Origin of the sequence: Peribacillus sp. TH14 (assembly GCF_016651145.1) — a bacterium.
GTDB lineage: Bacteria > Bacillota > Bacilli > Bacillales > DSM-1321 > Peribacillus > Peribacillus butanolivorans.
Genome location: NZ_JAEKEK010000001.1, coordinates 2,899,140 through 2,920,284 on the forward strand (window position 1 = coordinate 2,899,140; position 21,145 = coordinate 2,920,284).

The window sequence follows — 21,145 nt, forward strand, 5'->3', positions numbered from 1 at the left end:
ATGAAAACGCATTCATTAGGAGGGATAATATGAAAGTCTTTGTATGCATGAATTCAATACCATTAGAAATACTTCAAACACTCGGGCATCTTGAAATCATAAAATCAATCTCAGCCGCTGGAGCAGATGGAATCGAAATCAGAAGAGAGCTATTGGGCCCAGATGATTCATTGAAAGAATTAGGTGCCTTATGCAGAGAGCTTAACTTAGACATTTATTATTCTGCTCCTGAATGTCTGATCGGCCCTCACTATCAAATGGATGAGCAACGTTTTAAGCAACTGGCTAGGGAAGCGGATGAACTGGGAGCTGAATTGCTAAAGCTGCCTCTAGGACACTATCATTTCACGGAAACTGATATGACTCAAGTAAATAAGGTTTTAGTAGAAGAGATGCAAAGCCACAGTGGATTAAAGATTACCATCGAAAACGACCAAACGCTTGAAGGTGGAAATTTAAATCGAATCGCTCATTTTCTGAACCGTTCTGAGAAGTTGGACATTCCGATTCGATTGACTTTTGATATGGGCAACTGGCTGTACACAGATGAGGTTCCAATGAAGGCTGCACAAGAGTTAGGGAGATATGTTGTCTATGTTCATTTGAAACAGGTGAAGAGGGAGAAAGAGGAATGGATAACTGAGCCGATTTCATTGCCACTGCAGTCTGATGTGAATGAGTTATTAGAAAGGTTAAGTGGTACCTATCCGAGAGCGATAGAATTCCCAGTAACCTTGGAAAATGTAGCAACCTATATTTCACATATGAAAATGGAACAGGGGGTTAACCATGAGCGAGCTTAAAGTATTAACGATGGGAGAGGCAATGGCGATGTTCATAGCGGATGAGCCGGGGAGCCTTGAAGACTGCTTAAGTTATAAACGATCTGTGGCGGGGGCGGAAACCAATGTAGCCATTGGCTTGTCAAGGTTAGGAATCAGGACTGCATGGATGAGCAAGGTCGGAAATGATTCATTCGGGCGAATGATTATGAAAACGCTCACAACTGAAGGAGTAGATGTCTCGAATATTTTAGTGGATGAGCTAAATCCAACAGGGTTCCAGCTGAAATCGAAAGTCGAAAAAGGAGATCCGGTCGTTGAATACTTTAGGAAGAATTCAAGCGCCAGTAAGATTTCCCTAGAGGATTTTCCATTAGAACAGCTCCCTTTAACTCAGCACCTGCATTTAACAGGGATACCGCCTGCCATTTCAGGTAGTTTCAGAGATTTGTCGTGGCAAGTGTTGAATCATCTGAAACAAAAGGATGTAACCATATCATTCGATCCAAATCTTCGTCCTACCCTCTGGTCGAATGAGAGGGAGATGATTAACGTCGTCAATCAGTTTGCAGAAAAGGCGGATTGGCTGCTTCCCGGAATTCAGGAGGGAGAAATTCTAACAGGATATGGCAACAAAGAGGATATCGCCAGTTATTATCTAGAACGAGGGGTTAAGCTTGTGGTGATTAAACTGGGGGAAGAAGGAGCCTATCTTGCTACAGAAAATGAAAGGAAACAGGTGCCCGGTTTTACTGTCACGAAAGTGGTTGATACAGTTGGGGCGGGAGACGGGTTTGCTGTCGGGGTAATCAGCGCATTATTGGAAGGGTTGTCATATGAAGAAGCTGTTGTACGAGGAAATGCGATAGGAGCAAAAGCCGTGATGTCTTCTGGAGATCATGAGGGGTTTCCTAATATGGTAGAGCTAGAACACTTTATGAAAAAAGGAGTGCTTCAATCATGAAATCTGCTCAATTACAGGTAGCTTCGAGGAAAAGGTGGATGAGATTAATCCCTTTGGTGTTCATCACATACAGTCTCGCCTATCTCGACCGTGCCAACTATGGATTTGGTGTAGCAGGAGGGATGGGGGAAGACCTCAATATTACAGCAGGAGTATCTTCCTTTCTGGCCGCCTTATTTTTCCTTGGTTATTTCTTTTTCCAAGTTCCTGGCGCACATTACGCGGAAAAGAAAAGTGCAAAGAAACTTATTTTCTGGAGTTTGATTCTCTGGGGAGGACTAGCCACATTAACGGGAATGGCGACAAGTGTGGAGTGGTTATATCCCATTCGCTTCATGCTGGGAGTAGTTGAAAGCGCTGTTATGCCTGCGATGCTCGTTTTCTTAAGCCACTGGTTTTTAAAAGAAGAACGTTCTCGTGCCAATACCTTTTTGATTTTAGGAAATCCAGTTACTGTATTATGGATGTCGATACTTTCCGGTTATTTATTGAAGGCATTTGACTGGAGATGGCTGTTCATAATTGAAGGACTTCCGGCTGTCCTGTGGGCGTTTATCTGGTATAAGCTTGTTAATGACCGTCCAAAAGATGCTAAATGGCTTACGGATCAAGAAAAGAAAAATATGGAGTCTGTCCTTCAAGAAGAACAGGCTGCATTAAAGCCTGTAAAAGATTATCGTGAAGCTTTTAAATCAAAGCAGGTCATCGTACTCAGCATCCAATACTTTACGTGGAGCATTGGAGTATATGGGTTTGTTATGTGGCTGCCATCTATTATTAAAAAGGCATCCCATATGGATATTGTAGCAACGGGCTGGTTATCATCCGGGCCTTACTTGTTAGCTGTTATTTCGATGCTGACATTATCCTATTTTTCAGATAAAACATTAAATCGAAAAACGTTTGTTTGGACATCGCTGCTTGTAGGGGCGGTCGCATTTTTCGGATCCTTCATGATCGGTACATCGAATTTCTGGCTTTCATATGCTCTGTTGGTCATTGCTGGCGGTGCTATGTATGCCCCTTATGGCCCTTTCTTTGCCATCATTCCTGAAATTCTTCCGCGGAATGTGGCTGGAGGAGCAATGGCCCTAATTAATAGTATGGGGGCGCTTGGTTCATTTGTAGGTGCCTATTTTGTTGGATATTTGAACGGCTTAACTGGAGGGCCAGGAGCATCCTATATTTTTATGGCCGGTTCCTTATTGATTTCAGCTCTGCTCACATTGACGGTTAAAAAGCCTGTGGTTGCATCAGTCGAGCAAAGGGAGGTAGTTTCGTCATGATCATTCAGCTAGCACTGGACCGCATGAACATGAAGGAAGCCATTGAAATGGCTCGAACCGTGGAATCCTCTATTGATTGGATAGAAGTAGGAACTTCTCTTATTAAAGAGTTTGGAACGACTAGTATTAAAAAAATGAAAAATCAATTTCCGGATAAAAAAATCGTTGCAGACATGAAGACGATGGACAATGCGGCTTACGAAATGGATTTATGTTTTGAGGAGGGTGCAGATGTTGCTACGGTGATGGGAGCTGCACCCGATGTAACCATACAAAAATGCCTGGAAAAAGCGCGTGAATACAAAGGTCAGATCATGATAGATTTATTGAATGTACCTGATTCCCGGTTTGAACAATTACAGATATACAATCAGGCAGTGTTTTGTGAGCATGTAAGTAAGGATAGCCAGGAGATCGCTGATCATGCCGTTGCCAAAATGAGAAAGCAGGCTGGATTAATAAGAGCAGTAGCAGGGGGGATTACACTTGCAACCTTGCCAGAAATGATCAGGCAGGGTCCAGATGTTATTATTATTGGCTCGGCGATTACAAAAGCAAAAGATCCAGCAGAAGCTGCTCGTCTGTTTAAGGAAACGATAAATATGGTGAAAGGTGTGAATGAAGCTTGAAAAAGGAAATCTCGATTATTTTAGAAGAAGTGAACGGTGTTTTTAACAAAATGGATGTAGGAGCAACGGAATTGCTCCTGCAGCAGATACAGCCTGCTACTAGAGTTTTTATTGTAGGTGAAGGACGATCGGGGTTTATGGCTAAAGCCTTTGCGATGCGATTGATGCATCTTGGCTTAAACGTTTTTGTAGTCGGGGAAACGATTACACCTTCTCTTGCGAAAGGAGATCTAATCATAGCCATTAGCGGGAGTGGTTCTACGAATAGTGTGATTTCCGTTGCTGCAAAAGGTAGAGACATCGGATGCAAGGTGATTTCCATTACTACGAATAATCAATCGGATTTAGCGAATGTTTCTAATGAGGTTCTGGTGATTCCGGCTGCAACGAAAAATCGTTTAAACCATGAAACGAAAAGTGTCCAGCCTTTAAGTTCATTGTTTGATCAGTGTGTACATGTTTTGTGTGATGCAGTATGCCTAAATTATTCATTAAGCCAGTCTATAAGCCATGAATTAACTTATTCCAAGCATAGTAACGTAGAGTAGAGTGAAGGCTAGCCCCTTCATTGAGGGCCAGCCATCATACATACTTCTTCCATGTTTAGACATCCTAAACATTGGAGGTGAAAAACTTGGATAATTCAGATTCTAAAAAGGTCGAACAGAATAATAAAAATAAGCAGAGTAGTAAAGTCGGAAGTCTTGAATATACAACAGAACAACTTATGAACGGGATGAATGGAATTCAAGAAGCATATCTCACTAATATGGATGATGATGATGAAAAAGAAACACCTAATAAATAATGATTGTAAGTAAGCATAGCTATATAGTTATGCTTACTTAATTTTGTTCTTCTTTGTAGGGAATCCTCAGAAATCCAGAGTGGATAGTTATTTCAATATTCTAAAAATTAACTTGACTTTATTAGGAATTGAAGTGATATAATGTATATAGTAATAGTGTATACAGGTAGATTGCCGAAGTTTTCTGATCTACATTGTATTCAATGTCTCAAAATTGACTTAGATGAAAAGATGAATATGAAAAATAACTGTCAAATCTAATAGACTTCGTTTAGCAACGAAGCTAACCTTAGATCAAAACCAGTTATATCAATTATTTCTTATTGATATAACTGGTTTTTTTTATTTTATCATTCACTTTTTTACTGTTTCTTCCTAAGTCGATAAAATTCAACTGCTGATTGACCTCCATTCGATATCTATTTTTTAAACAGTTCCATTAAAACATGTAAAGATCCACCGGAGGAGATAAGCAGAAAGCAATGTTCAAATGGTATAAAGTATTTTAAATCTTGAAGCAGGGGTGGGAATTATATGATAGGTACGAAGCAAACTAGACTCGCAATAGATGTAGGTGGAACATTTACGGATGTTTTTGTTTTTGATGAAAGTACGAAGGAAATTTCAATAACCAAAACATCGTCTACTCCATTAAATCCTGAGATTGGTATATTAGATGGAATCGCAAAAGCGGAAATAGATTGTGAAAATATTAAAGTGTTTTCCCATGGTACGACAGTGGGTACCAATGCCTTGATTGAAAGAAAATTGCCAAAGACAGCATTGATCACCTCTAAAGGGTTCCGAGATGTTTCAGAAATTCGCCGTGGAACCAAACTCGAGTTATGGGATACATATGATGATGTAGCCAAACCGTATATTCAAAGAAGAGACCGTTTTGAAGTGGAAGAACGCACCGACTATTCAGGGAACGTTCTGACAGAAATCAATGAAGAGGAAGTACGGTTACTGGCTAGGAAATTAAAGAAACGCGGTACTGAGTCCATCGCAGTTTGCTTCATTAACTCGTATGTGAATGGAAGCAACGAAGCTAAAGTGAAACAAATCATTCAAGAGGAACTGCCGGATGTCTACATATGCATTTCGAGTGAAGTCCTCCCTGAAATTTTTGAACATGAGCGCATGAGTACGACGATTGTCAACGCGGTTTTAGGACCGACTGTAAGTAACTATATCAAAACGCTAGAAGGAGAAATGAATAAAAGAGGATATAAAGATGATATTTTAGTTCTTCATTCTGGTGGCGGAGTAATGACGTCACAAACTGTTCCACGTTATGCTGCAAGATTGGCTAGCTCCGGTATTGCTGCAGGTGCCATCGCTAGTAAACATATTGCTCAACTATGCGGGTTTAATAATGCGATTGGGCTGGATATGGGAGGAACGAGTACCGATATTTCCTTGATGCATGAAGGTGATTTACGGATTACAAAAGATTGGTACATAGAGTATGGATATCCGATTGGATTTCCAAGCATCGAAATTCTGACGATAGGTGCAGGCGGCGGCAGCTTAGCCTGGGTAGATGAAGGTGGTTCTTTACGAAACGGACCTCAAAGTGCAGGGGCTGTTCCTGGACCTGCTTGCTATAGCAGAGGCGGAGTAGAACCGACTAATTCAGATGCAAATATAGTATTAGGACGCCTTGGCATAAAACTATTAGACGGACAAATGGAATTGGATAAAGAAAAAGCGATGGAAGTTGTGGATAAAATCGCTAAGAAGTTCAATTATACAATTGAAGAGGCGGCGAATGCCATTACACGGGTGGCTAATGCCAATATGTGTGATGCGCTACGGTTAATTTCAGTAAGACGCGGATATGATCCACGTGATTTTGCACTTGTAGCTTTTGGTGGGGCTGGTCCTTTACATGGAGCATACCTAGCAAAGGAAATGGAAATCCCAACTGTTATCATTCCTCCACACCCAGGTGTTGCCGCGGCAATGGGATGCCTGCTTGTTGATGTTCGTCATGATATCTCCAAAACATATGTTAAGAATGTTAAGGATGTGTCGTTAGAGGATTTAGAGAAAGAGTTTGTTGGAATGGAAAAAGAGGCCGAGGAATTATTGCAAGAAGAAGGAGTTTCTAAAGATGCTTCTACCTTGATGCGATATATTGACATGAGGTATATGGGGCAATGGCGTTCATTGGCAATAGAAGTTGACTGTCCAATCTCTTCATTAGAAGAGACTCTGAACCGTTTCCATCAAGAACATGAACGGGAATTTTCTTTCTCTGATAAAGAACAAACTGTGGAAATATACGGGCTGCTCGTTACGGCTATTGGAACTGTGCCAAAACCTGAATTTCCTACCTATGAACCTGGTGGCACGCTTGAGGATGCTTTGAAAGAAACGCGTGATGTTTATTTTGAAGAAGAAGGTTATGTAAATACAAACGTGTATAACCGAGAACTAATTCCGGCTTTCTCTGAAATTCAAGGGCCAGCCATAGTAGATCAGCTCGATACAACGACTGTTATTCCTCCAAACTTCACGGCCAAAGTTGATAAATATAGGAACTTAATTCTTTCACTAAATAAATAAAAAGAGGTGGATTCTATTGTCGAATAAACAGTTAATTGACCAATCTGGAGTTGGAACCGGTTTAGATCCCGTGACATTTGAAGTGATAAAAAATGGCTTCGTTAACCTTGTAGATCAGATGGCTGAGCAGATTCTTCGGACATGCTACTCCTTTGTTATTTATAACCGAGACTTCAGCTGTGCGCTTTGTGATGCAGAAGGAAATACAGTTATGCAAGGAACACAGGATATTTCCGTCCATGTTGGAACACTGCATCTTACTGCAAAAGCGGTACTGGAAGACTTCGAAGGTGATATCCACCCTGGAGACGTTTTCTTAGTCAATGACCCGTATCGTGGTGGTACTCATTTCAATGACACTCGGGTGCTATTGCCTGTCTTTCATGGTGAAAAGCTTATTGCGTTCATGCAAACAAATGGTCACTGGGCAGACATGGGAGGATCAACACCAGGATCCTTTGATATTAACGCCAAAGAACATTTCGGTGAGGGTGTAAGAATTCCACCTCTTAGAATTTATAGTAAAGGAACGTTTTTAAAAGATGTGGTTAATGTTCTCGTTTCGAACATGCGCGTTCCAGAAGAACGGGTAGGGGACCTGCGAGCTCAAGTGGAAGCCGCGAAAGTAGGCGAGCGTCAGCTGTTTGCTATCATCGAAAAGTATGGAATCGATACAACTTTGTCCGCTTTTGCCGAAGTGCAGAATTATGTAGAACGGTTAGCAAGAGCCAAGGTTGCGGCTTTGCCAAACGGTACATGGGAGACCGTTGATTATATTGATATGGATCCTGAAGTAGGAGATGGATTAATCCCGATTAAGGTGAAGATGACCATCACAGATGATGAAATTCTTTATGATCTTTCTGGTTCCCACTCTTATATTGGCTGCTTTTTAAATGCAGGTTTCGGGGCTTCTTTATCGGCTACGTATTCAGGTACCAAGACATTTTTCCCTGAGATTCCTTTGAATTCTGGTTTTTATAGAGTGGTAAAGGTTGAACTGCCTGAAAACTCAGTCGTCAATGCTCCTGCACCGGTGGCTGTAACAGGATTTTGTTCAGGGGCATATGAAAAAATCATGAGTGCTTGTTTTGAACTTTGGTCTAACATTATGCCAGAGAGAGCCATTGCTTGCTCGTTTAACCTCGAGTATTTACTGATCGGCGGGTGGGACCAACGTCAGGAACAAGATAAATACTTTATGTGGTATGACTGGATGGCTGGCGGGCATGGAGGTCGTTCCGATCGAGACGGTGTGAACGCCACTTCACCAACATTCGGTTTGGGGCTCAGCGTTCAGCCTTGTGAAGGTCAAGAAAGATTGTCACCTGTTGTTACGATGAAACATGAAATTATTACAGATTCAGCTGGTCCTGGGAAATACCGCGGCGGGTGCGGTGTAGAAAAAGGCGGAACTCTCACAAATGTCAAAAACACGGTAATGTCCTATTGCTGTGACCGTTCTCGTTCGATAACATGGGGTATTTTTGGAGGGCTGCCTTCTTCTCCACATGGAGCATGGCTTAATCCGGGCAAGGAGAACGAACAATATTTAGGGGCGATTTTTTCAAATGTAAAAGTGCAACAAGGGGATTCCTTTGTACGCCCATCAGCAGGGGGCGGTGGTTTAGGGGACCCGCTTGAAAGAAGTCCAGAAGATGTTATGGAAGATGTTATTGATGAGTATGTTTCAATCGAGAGAGCCAAAAAAGATTACGGTGTGGTTATTAATGAAATCGATAAAGATCTGGATTTGTTTGAAATAGATTATGAAGCAACAGATCTAGCTAGATCATATATAAGAAACAATCGTAAACAATGGCTTGAAGAGAACGTTCAAGTTGTTGAAGAGAAATTCGCGAATGGTGAGCTGGATAACCTGGATGTCATTCGTCAACATGGAGTCATCATAGATTATGCAACTAATAAAGTACTGCCAGAATCAACAAAACAATTCCGTGAATCTATGAAAACCCGTACACTAGCTTATTGGAAATAAGCTGACACTACCAAGCTAAGAAAAATTATTATGACTCGTTAATGAGAGGTTCCGATTAGATTCGGAACCTTTTTTTAGCTTTAAGGGGAACTTTCTAATTAAGAAGGAAAAAACTTCGCCAATAGAGAATGTATTAGTAACAAAAATCACAGGGGAAATGTGCCAAAAAGGGAGTGGAGAATAGTGAGTTTTTCTTTAAATGAGGAAGATAAAATAATGGAATTCCTTGTGCAAAACAAAAGTGAGGTTGAGGAGCAGCTTTTGTCGGAAGCAGTCAATGTTAGAGAGAAAATTGAGGAAATCTTGTTGATTGGAAATGTCGACCTTTTGAATAATGCACATAAGCTGATCCGTTATATCGTGGAGCAGAATGAGGATGATATGATTGCCTTTGCCGAAAAAGAAGGAGTAGTCTGGGCAACTTATTCCTTAACTCTCTCGTTCAAATTGGAATGGATCCAAGCTATCCGAAGAACGCTGTGGAATTTTCTTTATGAATTTGAGAAATTAAAAGATGTGTTTAACGATTCGAAAGTCTTTTTCGATTTAGAGAAAAAAGTGAACGAAAAGGTTGATGTTTTCCTTAAATCTTTTTTTATCAGTTATTCTGATTATAAAGACAAATTGATTCTAGCTCAGCAAAACTTGGTAGAAAATCTATCTGTTCCTATCATCCCAATCACTCCCTCTACCTGCGTTCTTCCGTTAATTGGATCAATCGATGAATCGCGTATTCGTATAATCGAGGAAAAGGTATTGATGGAAATAGGTAAACTGAAGATTCAAATCTTGATCCTGGATTTATCTGGTATTCTTGAAATGGAGGTTGAGATCATTAATCAATTAATGAAGATTCTCGATGGGACCTCGATGATGGGGTGTAAAGCTGTGATTACTGGATTACGCCCAGAAATTGTTACAAAAATGATTCGTGCAGGGCTTTGTTTCGATAATAAAGCAGAGATAAAGGGGACGCTACAGCAGGCCTTAAGGGATTATATGGTTGTGAGTTAAATCGTAACAGTTAAAGGTCGCCATGTAGTGGTGACTTTTTTTTGTAGGTAATATGGAATATAAAGGGAGGTTCTTTATTGCTTTTGTCGAACTGAAGTAATTAGATATAAATAGGAAGGAGGTATAACACATAATGTATTGCACTGTGTACTGCAAGGAAGGGAACAGTTTGGGTACTGAGCAAATCCAAGCTGTGAAAATTAACCATTGTTCAGTTGGCAGCTTTAGTTGATAAAGGAGAAACTACATCCGTTAACCTACTTCAAGAGTATATAATGAGAATTGTTAAATACAATAAAAATGGGCCAACACTTAATTCTATTTTAGAATTAAGCCCCAGATATAATATACATAACCGAATGACTGGATTTAGAACAAAAAGCCTCGGCACTTTGTAGGAAATTATTGATAGAACCCGCCTAGGCTAAATAATTAATGAAAGGTATGGAAGATGATATTGTGACAGTCTTGCCGCGCAATAACCTGGATAGATTAGTAATTCTAGAACAAATGTGGGCCAATATTGTCACGCGCGATGGCATGCCTGAGAAAGATAGCATGACCAGCTTACTATTGAAATGAAGAAAGGAAAATTAAAAATGAATAGAAATGCACTATTCCAACTCTCTTTGGCTATGACCATATTTGGAACTGTCGGTTTTTTCTCTGAACTCACAGGCCTTCCGGCAATGGAACTGGTTTTTGTTCGTTGCATTTGTGCTGCAGTATTCTTATGTACTGCTTGGGTAATGACAGGGAATTATAAGAAAGAGATATGGAATTTCAAAGAGACACCTTTGATCATTCTCTGTGGGGGAACCAACTTATTAAACTGGATATTCCTCTTTAAATCGTTTGAATTGATATCCGTGACGATTGCTATTTCACTTTATCATTTAGCTCCTATGATTGTTCTTATTATAGGGAGCTTCATCTTTAGAGAGAAATTGACATTGTTCTCTATCATAGCAATCTTTCTATGTTTCATAGGAACATTATTTATTATGGGAACAGATGGGTTCCGTTCATCATCTCCTGAATGGGAAGGAATTATATATGGAGTGCTTGCGGCCCTTTTCTATGCAGCTACAATGATTTTAGGAAAGAGCATTACAAAGACAAGTGTGTATGCCACTACTTCTCTTCAAATGTTTATAGGTATTCTATTACTAGTTCCGTTTATTGATTTTTCAACCTACACAGTCCTACATTCAGCGGAGTGGTTTTATGCCATTTTCACTGGTATCGTTCATACAGGAGTTGTGTACCTTTTGTTTTTTAATAGTATTCGTCACCTGCCTACAAACATAGTCTCTTTTATGATTTTTGTAGACCCGTTTGTTGCTATACTTTTAGATATCTTGATTACTGGATTTCATCCAGATTTGCTTCAATGCCTTGGAATTTTATTAATTTTCAGCGGATTGTTTTATGTACTTAAGGCTCCTAAAACCCTTACTGAATCCGAAAACAAGGTTATGTAAAAGAGTAGGGCAGACACTGTATGATTAGAGTGCAATTGAAGATAGTCACCACACAGTCATTATAGTGAGTTGCAAAAGCAGGTATAACTTTTGAATAAGGAGATGAATTATGTTTAGGGTAATCTTAGAATTACTTCGCATCGTAGCTATCATTTTTATTCTTGGAAGTTTAACAGGAGCTTTAGTTAACTTAATCTATGCGGGTATGGAAATAAACGTAGATAATACTACTGGTGGATGGTTTGTTGGTGTAGCAATCTTAATTATACTTTTTGTATTCTATAGAAATCGTCTTCGATTTTCAGGGTTTTATAAAGGTAAAGGAAAAGAAAAACTCTCAAATAAAATAAGTATTTTCTAATTTGCTTTTCAATGTTAATGATAACGATTGCTCCCTTATTTCGCTAACTGGTGCTTTACTTCAATAATGAAGGTTGCTGCGGCGTACCTTTTTCTTATTGAGAGCTACAGGGCTGGTAAATGGATAAAGATTAATAATAAAATTCAAGTAAAAGTTATTTTCCTTTGTTAGGTTTATAAATGAAGTGAAAAGGATGTTTTGGGGAACGCTTGTTGGACTATGTAGTCTGCTATGTCTTATGCTAGGCATAAGGGATAATAACAAGATACATAAAGAAGAAGGCTTGGTAGTGGCGAAGATTGCGAAGTTTATGATGCTAATTAAAAAGGGTTTATCAGTGATACAGACTGATAAACCTCTACATTCATATTATTGAACATCTAATCACTTTTCTTTCTTTAATGTTAAAGAGCGTTTCCATGAACCATTCCATTTAAATCCAATAGGGTGTCCGGCAACTATAACACCTAGCACATATATGTCTTCAACAGTTATGTTAGCAGTATCTTTTGTACTGTTCTTTTTACTGAAGGATTTCTTCCCATCTTTATGTAACCAGTCAACTTCTAAATTAATACCAGTCAAGTAAGAATCGTATTCAGAAACTGATACAAACTGAGGTTTTTTATTAACCAATTTATATTTATATTTATATTTAATTCGAATATTCTTGTATGAACCTAGTATAATTTTCCCGTTTTGAATTGGTGCCCACCAGTTGAGAAGTTTTGAGCCATTCTTTGTAGTAGCAAAAGTTTGCATTCTACCGGTGTATTCTTCATCTTCAGAAATTGAAATTTCTTCATTAACTTCAACTTCATCTTCTTCTTGAAGACCTTTTACGAATTCTTCAAATTCTTCTGTTGTATCAAACTCTAATTCTGTTGGATTAATAGTTTCTGTTGAATCATTCAAGTCAACTGTTTCGAAACCATAAGTTTTTTCTAATTGGTTGATTTCAGCATTAATGTCCTGTTGAGTAGATGATGATTCTGCGAAAGTTTGAATAGGATTAGCTATCCCGAGCATAAATAAAGTAAAAACACATATGATGCTTGAAAACTTTTATTACCCACTAATAAAATATGATAGTATGAAACTATAATAATATTAACATAATTTCAAAAAATAAACAAAATATGTAATTAAATACAATGGGTGGTAAAAAATGTTTTACAAGAAATTGTTCTTAATTAGTTTGGCTGTGACTATTGTTGCAGCATTCGTGTTACCACAAATTGGCGATGGATACGGGATACCTTTGAATTGGATAATTTATAAGGGTGATGGAGAGGTCACAAATATTCTACAAATATTTCAGTATAAGATTTTTAAACACACACAGATTAAATTAGGTTTACTTGTACTAAATACTCTCATGCTATTTGCAGTTTTAAGTATAATATTTAAACTATATACGAAAATGGACAAAGCAAGGTAGGAACAGTGTATAACATCGAATGCCGAAACTAATTTTAAAAGTCTAAATTGGAAACTTCCTTTAATAGAAAGGGGTTTTATAAGATGAAAGTAAAGTAGCAATATCACTTTTTTATACCATTTTTGGTGTACTGGATATTCTTCTTATTAAGGTTATACCTGCAATATTTATTCTATTTACTATTGAGTAAAACTTCACAGAAATGATAGTACTATAAAAGGTTAATCAAATCGTAAAATTAGTTTAATTAACCTTTTCATTTATAAAAAAATCATGTAATTATATATACTTGATGATTAATCTTAGTATAAACCCCAACTCAAAGTTCTAATTTCCAATCGACCTATCCTACTTCTACAGCTGTGCTTAGTATGCTTCTTACGGTTAAGCACACATTCCCAATAAGGTACAAGTACTCTAATTTTGGTACTTTCTTATTGGGAATGAAGTTTTGGTTGGCGGTATGTAAAGTATGGATAGTTGATTAAGGAAAAGTCATCAATGTAAATAATTTATTAAAATTTAATCATTATCTAATCGTTAGGTATGATGATTGTTACTAAAGTAACTTATCTTAAATCTTGGAGGGGTTGTATGGTTAAATTTAGAAAGGCCACAGCAAAAGACCTAAATGAAATTGTACAAATGCTTGCGGATGATGAATTGGGGAGGACGAGAGAACGTTACGAAAATCCTCTTCCTGAAAGCTATCTAAAAGCATTTGAATCAATTGATTCAGACCTGAATAATGAATTGATTGTTGCGTGCCTTGGTGAAGAAATTGTTGGTGTTCAACAGATTACTTTTACTCCATATATTACACATCAAGGTGGTTGGAGAGCTACTATTGAAGGGGTTCGAACGGCATCTACAGAACGGGGAAAAGGGATAGGAACCCAATTAATCCTATGGGCAATCGAGCGTGCAAAAGAGCGTGGCTGTCATATTATTCAGCTAACAACTGATAAAAAACGAGAAGAAGCGCTGAATTTTTATGAACGTTTAGGATTTAAAGCGACTCATGAGGGTCTAAAAATGAAGCTTTAATTCAACTAATGTGACAATTTTTCAATAAAGCAGGTACGAACGTTTACTCTTTGTTAAAATCAATTTAATAGAGGTCGCAAATGAAGTTATCGCAGCCTACGGCAACTTGAAGAAAGTTTTTATTTGAAGGGTATTTATGGAAAAATCATATTGTTCTTGAACTAACGGATGCTTTACTTTAAAATCGGAGCTGTCATTGTGATAGCTTTTTTTGTTGTTTGAAGTGTTTTTTTTGAAAGTTCCATGTGGATTTGGAAGTTTCAAGTGAGTTTCTAAACCGTTCGTAAAAGTACATCTTAGCGAATTTTGGAACAGAATTTTTACTCTAGAACAGACGAAGAATCTGATGGATCCGGATGATGTGGCAGATATCAATTGTGGAAAGGTCACAGCCTAGAAAATATTTAATTGTAGAATAAGTAGTAATTATAACTATATGGGTGAGGATATTCGTATAGACAGTTATCTGTCGTTTACTAATTATATGGAGAGAATAATAAGTGTGGTAGAAAAGAACATTTGCTAATGTTATCTGCAATAGACTTGGCAAATCATAGCTTGGAAGGCATACAGAGGATTATCAAAGTAGCTTTTTAATAAAGCTGAATAGAAACAAGTTTTTCTAATGATACGTAATAAATTTGGAGGAAATACAAATGAAGACGATTTTTATTAACGGTACCTTTTTTACTATGGACAAGGAAAATCAAATCTTTGAAAACGGCATGATGATTGTGCAAGATCAACTCATATCCTACATCGGACCGCATTCTGAAGAGCAATTGGCAGATGCAGATCAAGTGGTCAACCTTGGCGGAAAATGGATTATGCCAGGCCTTGTGAATGCTCATTCGCATATTGTGATGACCCTTTTACGAGGGATCGGAGACGACATGTTGCTGAAGCCCTGGTTGGAAACGAAAATATGGCCGATTGAGAGCCAGTTTACAACAGAAATCGCCTCTGTAAGTACTCAGCTTGGCATTTTGGAAATGTTAAAATCAGGAACAACTACATTTTCGGATATGTTTAATCCTAATGGAATAGATGCGGGTGCTGTTATGGAGACGATAGGCGAAACAGGAATGCGCGGAGCCTTTTCCTACACGATTTTTAGCTTAGGTACGGAAAAAGAACAAAAGGCGAATCTCGCGGGGGCTGAGCAGTTTTCTAAAAACTATAAAACGTTTGCCGATGGCCGCCTGACTACCATGGTCGCGCCACATAGCCCGTATGCTTGTACGCCTGAGGCGATTGTTGAGAGTGCACGGATTGCTAAAGAGAATGATTTGATGGTGCACATTCACGTTTCGGAAACGGATTTTGAGATTCTGGACATTGAAAAGCGATACGGATTTCGTCCTGTCGAGCACCTTCGCCGTTTAGGTCTCTTCGATCAACCAACCGTGATGGCCCATGGAGTGGTTCTCAACGATGAAGAGCGAGCGATATTAAAACAGCATGATGTAAGGGTTGCCCATAATCCAATTAGTAATTTGAAGCTGGGATCTGGGATTGCAGATATTGTCAGTCTTTTGGATGCCGGGATTAAAGTGGGGGTTGCAACAGATGGCGTAGCTTCCAATAACAACTTCGATATGTTCGAGGAAATGAGAACGGCTGCATTGCTTCAAAAAGGCATTTATAAAGATGCCACCAAATTCCCTGCTCAAACGGCACTGGCCATGGCAACAAGAATGGGAGCCGAAGCGATTGGCATGGGCCATACGGGTTCTTTGGAAGTAGATAAAAAAGCAGATTTCATTTCTATTTATCCTTATAATAAAGAGCATCTACAACCGCTTAGTGAAGCATATTCGCATTTGCTTTATGCGGCACGCGGAAATGATGTATGTGATGTATACATTGATGGTAAGATGGTTGTAAAAGACGGCTGCAGCTTAACGATTGATGAAGAAAAAGTAATTGCCGAAGTGAATCGATTGCAGGGTACCCTTTCACGATAAAATAAAAAAAACCTGTAATTACCATGATGTTCAGTTTATTAAAAGTTTTATTTACCGGATATCTGATACCATATTGGAAGGGAAGTAAGATTTTAACGAACTTAAACTGATCAAAATGAACAAACGGTTGCTTTATTTCGGTAAAGGAGGTTGCTGAGGCAGCCTCTTTTCAAATGCAACTAAAGGGGCAGTTTCGCTTTTAAAAAACTATACCTAGAATAGATTGGTTGTTAGAATTTAACTAATGACAAAGGAGGTAATGACTTGAATACCGAGCAAAAATTATTTGATGCAGTTACTAACTTAATAGAAAAAAGATACCCCGAAGGTTGGGGCGGAGCAGCAGCAATGGCTTTAGAAGACGGTTCAATACTCACAAGTGTCGCTCCTGATATAATAAACGATTCGACAAATCTGTGTATAGAAACAGGAGCTATTTTAGAGGCGCATAAATTGAATAAAAAAATTACGCATTCGATATGTGTAGTTCGTGATGATGAGAAGTCAGAGTTTAAAGTGCTTTCTCCCTGTGGAATTTGCCAAGAAAGACTATTTTATTGGGGGCCAACAGTTAAAGTAGCTGTTACTTTACCCGGACGAGACCTAACTTTTAAAACATTATCAGAAGTACAACCGTATCACTGGACAGCAGCTTACGAAGAATACAAAGAAAAATGGAATGATAAATAAACACATATTCCCTCTAATAGGGTAATGGTTCTTTTAACGAGGATAATAAAATAACCTCATTGTTGATAGACTAGTACTGCGGTTGTTATATACAATGCAATATGGTTAGAAATTCGTATCCAGATAGATCTGAAAAAGAGTGGCTTTTTTTCCGGCAGAATTCTTTGATACCTCGTTGTATATGCATTAAAATAGTTTAAAGTAGAGGAGAGGTGAAAGAAATGACCGAAAAGGTTTCAAGTATAATGTGGTTCAGTCTTGCATTACAAGCTCTACTTGTTCTTGCAGATCATGAGGGATTATGTAACAGCAGTAAGTTGGCAACAAAGCTTAACTCGGAGTCTGGTTTTCTTAGAAAAATATTAAGTAATTTAGTAAAAGCAGGGCTGATTCAAGCTAAGGAAGGTAGGGATGGTGGATATTCACTTGCCAAAGATCCTGATCAAATCATACTTGCCGATATTTACTCTGCAATAAAATCTGAACCTTTTTCAAAAGGCTTCCTTGATGTGAATGATAAAAAATGCTTTCAACCATCTTCTCGTGATGCTTTATGCGGTTTGAAAAATGAGATGGAGAGTTGGATTATACAAGGTCTTGAACAAAAGACGATTGCTGACTTACTATCAAAATCATAATGTGAAAAACGAAACTAATAGGGTTTCGTCTTTTATAAACTGTATTTGACATAAGAACAGTATCTGATATATACTGTTCCTGTAATAAACACAGTTAAATGGAGGTCATTATAAATGACAAAAAATACAATGAGTAAAGAAGAGTACCTAACTAAATCAAATGAAATAAATACATCACTTGAAAAACCAAAGGTACTTACTGATACAGACTTTATTACGATAGCGAAAGAACGAAGATCAGTTCGCCAATATGATGCAGAATACGTGATGACTGAAGAAGAAATTCATGAAATCCTGGATATTGCGATTCAAGCACCGTCTTCTTCTAATTTACAACCATGGAGATTCCTTGTAATACAAGATAAGCAAATCCAACAAGAATTGCTACCCATCGCACATAACCAACAACAAATTGTTGATGCCTCTGCTGTCATTGCAGTTTTAGCTGATATTGAAGGTTACAAAAATGCTGAACGAATTTATGGTGAATTAGTTAATAAAGGAATTATGAAGAATGAAATCAAAGAGCCATATGTAGCTTCAATTATGCATAATTATGGTAACTTTTCTGCTGAAAAAGCTTTAAGTGTAGCAATGATTGACGGTGGCTTAGTTTCCATGCAGATCATGTTAGCTGCAAAAGCAAAAGGATACGATACAGTCCCTATGGGAGGGTTCGATGAAAACAAATTTGTGGATGCATTCAATGTACCGGAAAACTTCAAACCTGTCATGTTAATCTCCATTGGAAAAGGAATGAAAGCAGGATTTGAAAAAGTACGTTTACCACTTGATACTTTAATAACTTGGAATAAATACTAAGGTTTAATAATATACGGGTTCTGGAGCAAAGATTGCATTCATTGTAATTTTTGCTTCAGAGCCCTTTTTGCGATGACCATCCAATTGGTTGCATGTTCATTATTTAATAGACTGATCAATTAAAATAAAATTTGAACGTTTGTAAATGAATTTTATTTTTCTTAGTTATTCTGGAGACTTTATTTAAAGTCGCTAACCATATTTCGTTTGATATGTGGCTGAATGGTTTTAAAAAACAGATTTGAAAATACTATAAAACTTATTGTATAAAAAGGCAGAACTAAAATATTTCAGTTCTTAGTAAAATACTTCATTTTCTCTCTCCATCTTGAAACATTCGTGAGATCGATTTAATCGCACCAAAATGCATTCCCTCATGGTATAAGCAAAAGGGTAGTAATTCTTCTACTGATGATAAAGTAAGACCTGTAGATGTTGTGTATGGTTGTTCTAACGTTGTGTTCAACCGAAATTCCAATGCTTGCTCAACCCGGTTGACTTGATTATCGAGCAATTGGATTAAGTCATAGATCGCGGGTGATTTTTGTTCTCCCCATTCACTTGGTTTAGTACCAGTAGAGAATAATTCCGTAAAGTGATTCGGCATTGTCATTTTTTCTCCAATAATATCAAAGGAGAACCTTTCTTGTACAACATATATATGTCCTAGGTTCCATTTGATATTATTATTGAATCCTACTGGAATGAAAAGTGATTTCTCTTCATTCATATTTGCCACGTACCTAATAGTGTTTTCCCGAACAAACTTTAATTGTTTGAAGATGTAGTTTTTCATACTTTTTCCTCCCCAATAATAAAAGTCAAATCCAAAACGTTGGATATTCTCGGTTGCTACGCAAATTATTGATGATTAGTGCAAAGAAAACGATCAGGATAGAGCCAATTAAAACAGGCGTAATTAAATAACTCCAACTGTATGCGCCCAGCATAACAACGAGAGGGTCTGCTCCTGCTGGTGGATGCGTCGTTTTTGTTAGCATCATCACCGCAATTGCTAAGCCTACAGCTAAGCCAATTGCCCAAGGTTCATCACCAAAAAGATGATATATAGCTAAGCCCACAAATGTTGAAACAAAATGGCCACCAATAATATTTCGTGGCTGTGATAATGGCGCGTTCCAAACACTAAATGCCAGGACACAGCTTGCACCAAATGGAGCCATTAACCACGCGGCAGATGTCATATTTGTTAAATAAACTAGAACGAAAATGGTTAAAAATCCACCAATCAAGCCTGTTACTGAGTCCTTTGCATTAACCTGTAATGGACTTCTCCCTTTTCCTTTCATTTTAGATAAATATCGTACATTAAATAGGTGTTTTTCTTCTCGGCTTGCTATTTTTGTACTGTCCAACATTCACCCTCCTTTTATTCATATTTCACTTTACATGAAATTAACTAACCCGTCAAAGTATTTTTAATGGTTAGTTAGAGTGCCTAAAAAAAAGAACCAACTCTGAAATAAGTTGGTTCTTCATTCATCATCAGACTTCCGGTGTTGAAAGCGGGCTACCTTTTTTCTGTTGCCACATATTTTCATTGAACACCATTTACGTCTTCCACTTTCATCAATAAATAAAAGTACGCAGTCCGGATTAGAGCATCTCTTGAGGGAGGAAAGTTTGTTTGTTTCAATTAACGTTAAAGCGTCAAAGGCAATTAGAGACAAAAGGACATCCTCTATCTCTCCAATAGGTGAGGGTATCAGTTTTTGATTTATTAATTTATAGATGAATGGCGCTTTTTCAATCTTATTTTCTAAAAAAGAGATAAATTCATCTGGAATTGATTGTCCATCTGCTATTAATTCAAATCGCTCTCTTAAAACAGCACGCATTTCTAGAATACATAAAAATACTTGTCCGATTCTTTCTTCTATCTTTAAGAATAACCGATCATCCCAAAATGCGTTTTCCGCTTTTATTACATGAAGCCACTCCAGCACATCTCTTTCCAAGAGCAATAAATCGTGCCGCTGTCCACGTTTTACTAGTTCTGTGTTCACTAAATCAAGAGAAAGATTTCCTGATATAAGTGGAAATTTATTTGTTTTAGTCATTACGTTTATCTCTCATTTCACCTTTTATTCTAACCATAAAAAAACTAATTAATAGGTTATATAATTATTATAACCTAATTTAACACAATAAAAGGTATGGTTTTCTTAAACTAAAGGATGTTTTTCTTAAATAATGAGGGCTGTTGCAGTAGCCTTTTTTTATTGTGTTCCATTAACTAGGAATGAAAGTTTTTTTAAGGTAAAAATATCCTTTTGTGATAAAATAAGTATAATTAGAGTTTTGGGAAAATAGAAAGGGATGAATAAATGAAAAAAAAATTAGGTATTTTAACTTCAATATTTATACTATTTGTCGGATATTTTTTATTCATAAAGCCCTATAAAAATGAAACAAAGCCTATAGAAGATTTTATTCAAGTGAATCCAACAGTGAAGGTAATTACGGATGAAATGATATTAATAATGGACAATAAGCAAGATAATTTACATGATATTGATTTAAATAATGAAGAAGAAATAAGTAAATTAGCAAGAAAAGAATACGAGCAAAATAATAATGAAGAAATAATTTTTAATATGGAAGAACATTAGAAAAAT

The 21,145-nt window shown here is 37.6% G+C and carries 22 protein-coding genes; 18 read left to right on the forward strand and 4 right to left on the reverse strand.

Features of this window, described 5'->3' with window-relative positions; genetic code table 11:
- Positions 1-29 precede the first annotated feature (29 nt).
- From JFU50_RS14130 to JFU50_RS14185, 12 genes are all read left to right on the forward strand, one after another.
- Positions 30-803 carry a sugar phosphate isomerase/epimerase family protein gene (locus JFU50_RS14130; protein ID WP_201186772.1) on the forward strand — a complete coding sequence of 258 codons (774 nt, stop codon included), beginning with the start codon at positions 30-32 and terminating at the stop codon, positions 801-803.
- The gene (locus JFU50_RS14135; RefSeq protein ID WP_201222969.1) at positions 790-1,746 is read left to right on the forward strand and encodes a sugar kinase; all 957 of its coding nucleotides are present in this window, start codon (positions 790-792) and stop codon (positions 1,744-1,746) included. The genes JFU50_RS14130 and JFU50_RS14135 overlap by 14 nt, the downstream gene beginning before the upstream one ends.
- Positions 1,743-3,032: an MFS transporter gene (locus tag JFU50_RS14140; RefSeq protein WP_053347753.1), complete on the forward strand. Its 1,290-nt coding sequence runs from the start codon at positions 1,743-1,745 to the stop codon at positions 3,030-3,032. The genes JFU50_RS14135 and JFU50_RS14140 overlap by 4 nt, the downstream gene beginning before the upstream one ends.
- Positions 3,029-3,661: a 3-hexulose-6-phosphate synthase gene (gene hxlA, locus JFU50_RS14145; protein ID WP_201186768.1), complete on the forward strand. Its 633-nt coding sequence runs from the start codon at positions 3,029-3,031 to the stop codon at positions 3,659-3,661. Before JFU50_RS14140 ends, hxlA begins: the two co-directional genes overlap by 4 nt.
- Positions 3,658-4,209 (forward strand): 6-phospho-3-hexuloisomerase, encoded by a 552-nt coding sequence (gene hxlB, locus JFU50_RS14150; RefSeq protein ID WP_201222971.1) that lies wholly within the window; start codon positions 3,658-3,660, stop codon positions 4,207-4,209. Before hxlA ends, hxlB begins: the two co-directional genes overlap by 4 nt.
- 86 nt (positions 4,210-4,295) lie before the next feature.
- Positions 4,296-4,469, forward strand: a complete 174-nt coding sequence (locus tag JFU50_RS14155; protein WP_157444338.1) for a hypothetical protein — start codon at positions 4,296-4,298, stop codon at positions 4,467-4,469.
- 534 nt (positions 4,470-5,003) lie between these two features.
- A complete protein-coding gene (locus JFU50_RS14160; RefSeq protein ID WP_201222973.1) occupies positions 5,004-7,043 on the forward strand; it encodes a hydantoinase/oxoprolinase family protein in 2,040 nt (679 codons plus the stop codon).
- Positions 7,044-7,059: 16 nt separating this feature from the next.
- Complete coding sequence (locus JFU50_RS14165; protein WP_207196191.1) at positions 7,060-9,042, forward strand: hydantoinase B/oxoprolinase family protein; 1,983 nt, start codon at positions 7,060-7,062, stop codon at positions 9,040-9,042.
- A 183-nt stretch (positions 9,043-9,225) separates the two neighbouring features.
- Positions 9,226-10,056, forward strand: a complete 831-nt coding sequence (locus JFU50_RS14170) for an STAS domain-containing protein (RefSeq protein ID WP_342366279.1) — start codon at positions 9,226-9,228, stop codon at positions 10,054-10,056.
- A gap of 435 nt (positions 10,057-10,491) precedes the next feature.
- Complete coding sequence (locus JFU50_RS14175) at positions 10,492-10,638, forward strand: hypothetical protein (RefSeq protein ID WP_201222975.1); 147 nt, start codon at positions 10,492-10,494, stop codon at positions 10,636-10,638.
- Positions 10,639-10,655: 17 nt separating this feature from the next.
- Complete coding sequence (locus JFU50_RS14180; RefSeq protein ID WP_201222977.1) at positions 10,656-11,540, forward strand: DMT family transporter; 885 nt, start codon at positions 10,656-10,658, stop codon at positions 11,538-11,540.
- A gap of 109 nt (positions 11,541-11,649) precedes the next feature.
- Complete coding sequence (locus JFU50_RS14185) at positions 11,650-11,901, forward strand: hypothetical protein (RefSeq protein ID WP_201222980.1); 252 nt, start codon at positions 11,650-11,652, stop codon at positions 11,899-11,901.
- 384 nt (positions 11,902-12,285) lie between these two features.
- Here the strand turns inward: JFU50_RS14185 and JFU50_RS14190 are convergent, their stop codons facing one another.
- Entirely contained in the window at positions 12,286-12,930 is a 645-nt protein-coding gene (locus tag JFU50_RS14190; protein ID WP_201222982.1) for a hypothetical protein, read from the reverse strand.
- A gap of 1,006 nt (positions 12,931-13,936) precedes the next feature.
- Here JFU50_RS14190 and JFU50_RS14195 point away from each other — a divergent pair.
- The 5 genes from JFU50_RS14195 (at position 13,937) to JFU50_RS14215 (ending at position 18,506) form a co-directional block, all read left to right on the forward strand.
- Entirely contained in the window at positions 13,937-14,389 is a 453-nt protein-coding gene (locus tag JFU50_RS14195; RefSeq protein WP_201222984.1) for a GNAT family N-acetyltransferase, read from the forward strand.
- Between the two features lie 656 nt (positions 14,390-15,045).
- Positions 15,046-16,356 (forward strand): amidohydrolase family protein, encoded by a 1,311-nt coding sequence (locus tag JFU50_RS14200; protein ID WP_201222986.1) that lies wholly within the window; start codon positions 15,046-15,048, stop codon positions 16,354-16,356.
- Between the two features lie 264 nt (positions 16,357-16,620).
- A complete protein-coding gene (locus JFU50_RS14205) occupies positions 16,621-17,046 on the forward strand; it encodes a cytidine deaminase (protein ID WP_201186751.1) in 426 nt (141 codons plus the stop codon).
- Between the two features lie 221 nt (positions 17,047-17,267).
- Positions 17,268-17,684: an RrF2 family transcriptional regulator gene (locus JFU50_RS14210; RefSeq protein ID WP_098176049.1), complete on the forward strand. Its 417-nt coding sequence runs from the start codon at positions 17,268-17,270 to the stop codon at positions 17,682-17,684.
- A gap of 114 nt (positions 17,685-17,798) precedes the next feature.
- Entirely contained in the window at positions 17,799-18,506 is a 708-nt protein-coding gene (locus JFU50_RS14215; protein ID WP_201222988.1) for a nitroreductase family protein, read from the forward strand.
- A gap of 310 nt (positions 18,507-18,816) precedes the next feature.
- Here the strand turns inward: JFU50_RS14215 and JFU50_RS14220 are convergent, their stop codons facing one another.
- From JFU50_RS14220 to JFU50_RS14230, 3 genes are all read right to left on the reverse strand, one after another.
- Complete coding sequence (locus tag JFU50_RS14220; RefSeq protein WP_201222990.1) at positions 18,817-19,302, reverse strand: DinB family protein; 486 nt, start codon at positions 19,300-19,302, stop codon at positions 18,817-18,819.
- Between the two features lie 25 nt (positions 19,303-19,327).
- Positions 19,328-19,882 carry an HPP family protein gene (locus JFU50_RS14225; RefSeq protein ID WP_446728140.1) on the reverse strand — a complete coding sequence of 185 codons (555 nt, stop codon included), beginning with the start codon at positions 19,880-19,882 and terminating at the stop codon, positions 19,328-19,330.
- 120 nt (positions 19,883-20,002) lie between these two features.
- On the reverse strand, positions 20,003-20,587 hold the full coding sequence (locus JFU50_RS14230) for a CGNR zinc finger domain-containing protein (protein ID WP_201222994.1): 585 nt from the start codon (positions 20,585-20,587) through the stop codon (positions 20,003-20,005).
- A gap of 267 nt (positions 20,588-20,854) precedes the next feature.
- On the opposite strand from JFU50_RS14230, the gene JFU50_RS14235 reads away from it, so the two are divergent.
- Positions 20,855-21,139, forward strand: coding sequence for a hypothetical protein (locus JFU50_RS14235; RefSeq protein WP_201222996.1), 285 nt, complete (start codon positions 20,855-20,857; stop codon positions 21,137-21,139).
- Positions 21,140-21,145: the final 6 nt, after the last annotated feature.

Bases quoted from the DNA above. Each gene is read 5' to 3' on its own strand.
- JFU50_RS14130 (WP_201186772.1), top strand. From the start codon at position 30: ATGAAAGTCTTTGTATGCATGAATTCAATACCATTAGAAATACTTCAA.
- JFU50_RS14135 (WP_201222969.1), top strand. From the start codon at position 790: ATGAGCGAGCTTAAAGTATTAACGATGGGAGAGGCAATGGCGATGTTC.
- JFU50_RS14140 (WP_053347753.1), top strand. From the start codon at position 1,743: ATGAAATCTGCTCAATTACAGGTAGCTTCGAGGAAAAGGTGGATGAGA.
- hxlA (WP_201186768.1), top strand. From the start codon at position 3,029: ATGATCATTCAGCTAGCACTGGACCGCATGAACATGAAGGAAGCCATT.
- JFU50_RS14160 (WP_201222973.1), top strand. From the start codon at position 5,004: ATGATAGGTACGAAGCAAACTAGACTCGCAATAGATGTAGGTGGAACA.
- JFU50_RS14175 (WP_201222975.1), top strand. From the start codon at position 10,492: ATGAAAGGTATGGAAGATGATATTGTGACAGTCTTGCCGCGCAATAAC.
- JFU50_RS14180 (WP_201222977.1), top strand. From the start codon at position 10,656: ATGAATAGAAATGCACTATTCCAACTCTCTTTGGCTATGACCATATTT.
- JFU50_RS14185 (WP_201222980.1), top strand. From the start codon at position 11,650: ATGTTTAGGGTAATCTTAGAATTACTTCGCATCGTAGCTATCATTTTT.
- JFU50_RS14190 (WP_201222982.1), bottom strand. From the start codon at position 12,930: ATGCTCGGGATAGCTAATCCTATTCAAACTTTCGCAGAATCATCATCT.
- JFU50_RS14195 (WP_201222984.1), top strand. From the start codon at position 13,937: ATGGTTAAATTTAGAAAGGCCACAGCAAAAGACCTAAATGAAATTGTA.
- JFU50_RS14200 (WP_201222986.1), top strand. From the start codon at position 15,046: ATGAAGACGATTTTTATTAACGGTACCTTTTTTACTATGGACAAGGAA.
- JFU50_RS14210 (WP_098176049.1), top strand. From the start codon at position 17,268: ATGACCGAAAAGGTTTCAAGTATAATGTGGTTCAGTCTTGCATTACAA.
- JFU50_RS14215 (WP_201222988.1), top strand. From the start codon at position 17,799: ATGACAAAAAATACAATGAGTAAAGAAGAGTACCTAACTAAATCAAAT.
- JFU50_RS14220 (WP_201222990.1), bottom strand. From the start codon at position 19,302: ATGAAAAACTACATCTTCAAACAATTAAAGTTTGTTCGGGAAAACACT.
- JFU50_RS14230 (WP_201222994.1), bottom strand. From the start codon at position 20,587: ATGACTAAAACAAATAAATTTCCACTTATATCAGGAAATCTTTCTCTT.
- JFU50_RS14235 (WP_201222996.1), top strand. From the start codon at position 20,855: ATGAAAAAAAAATTAGGTATTTTAACTTCAATATTTATACTATTTGTC.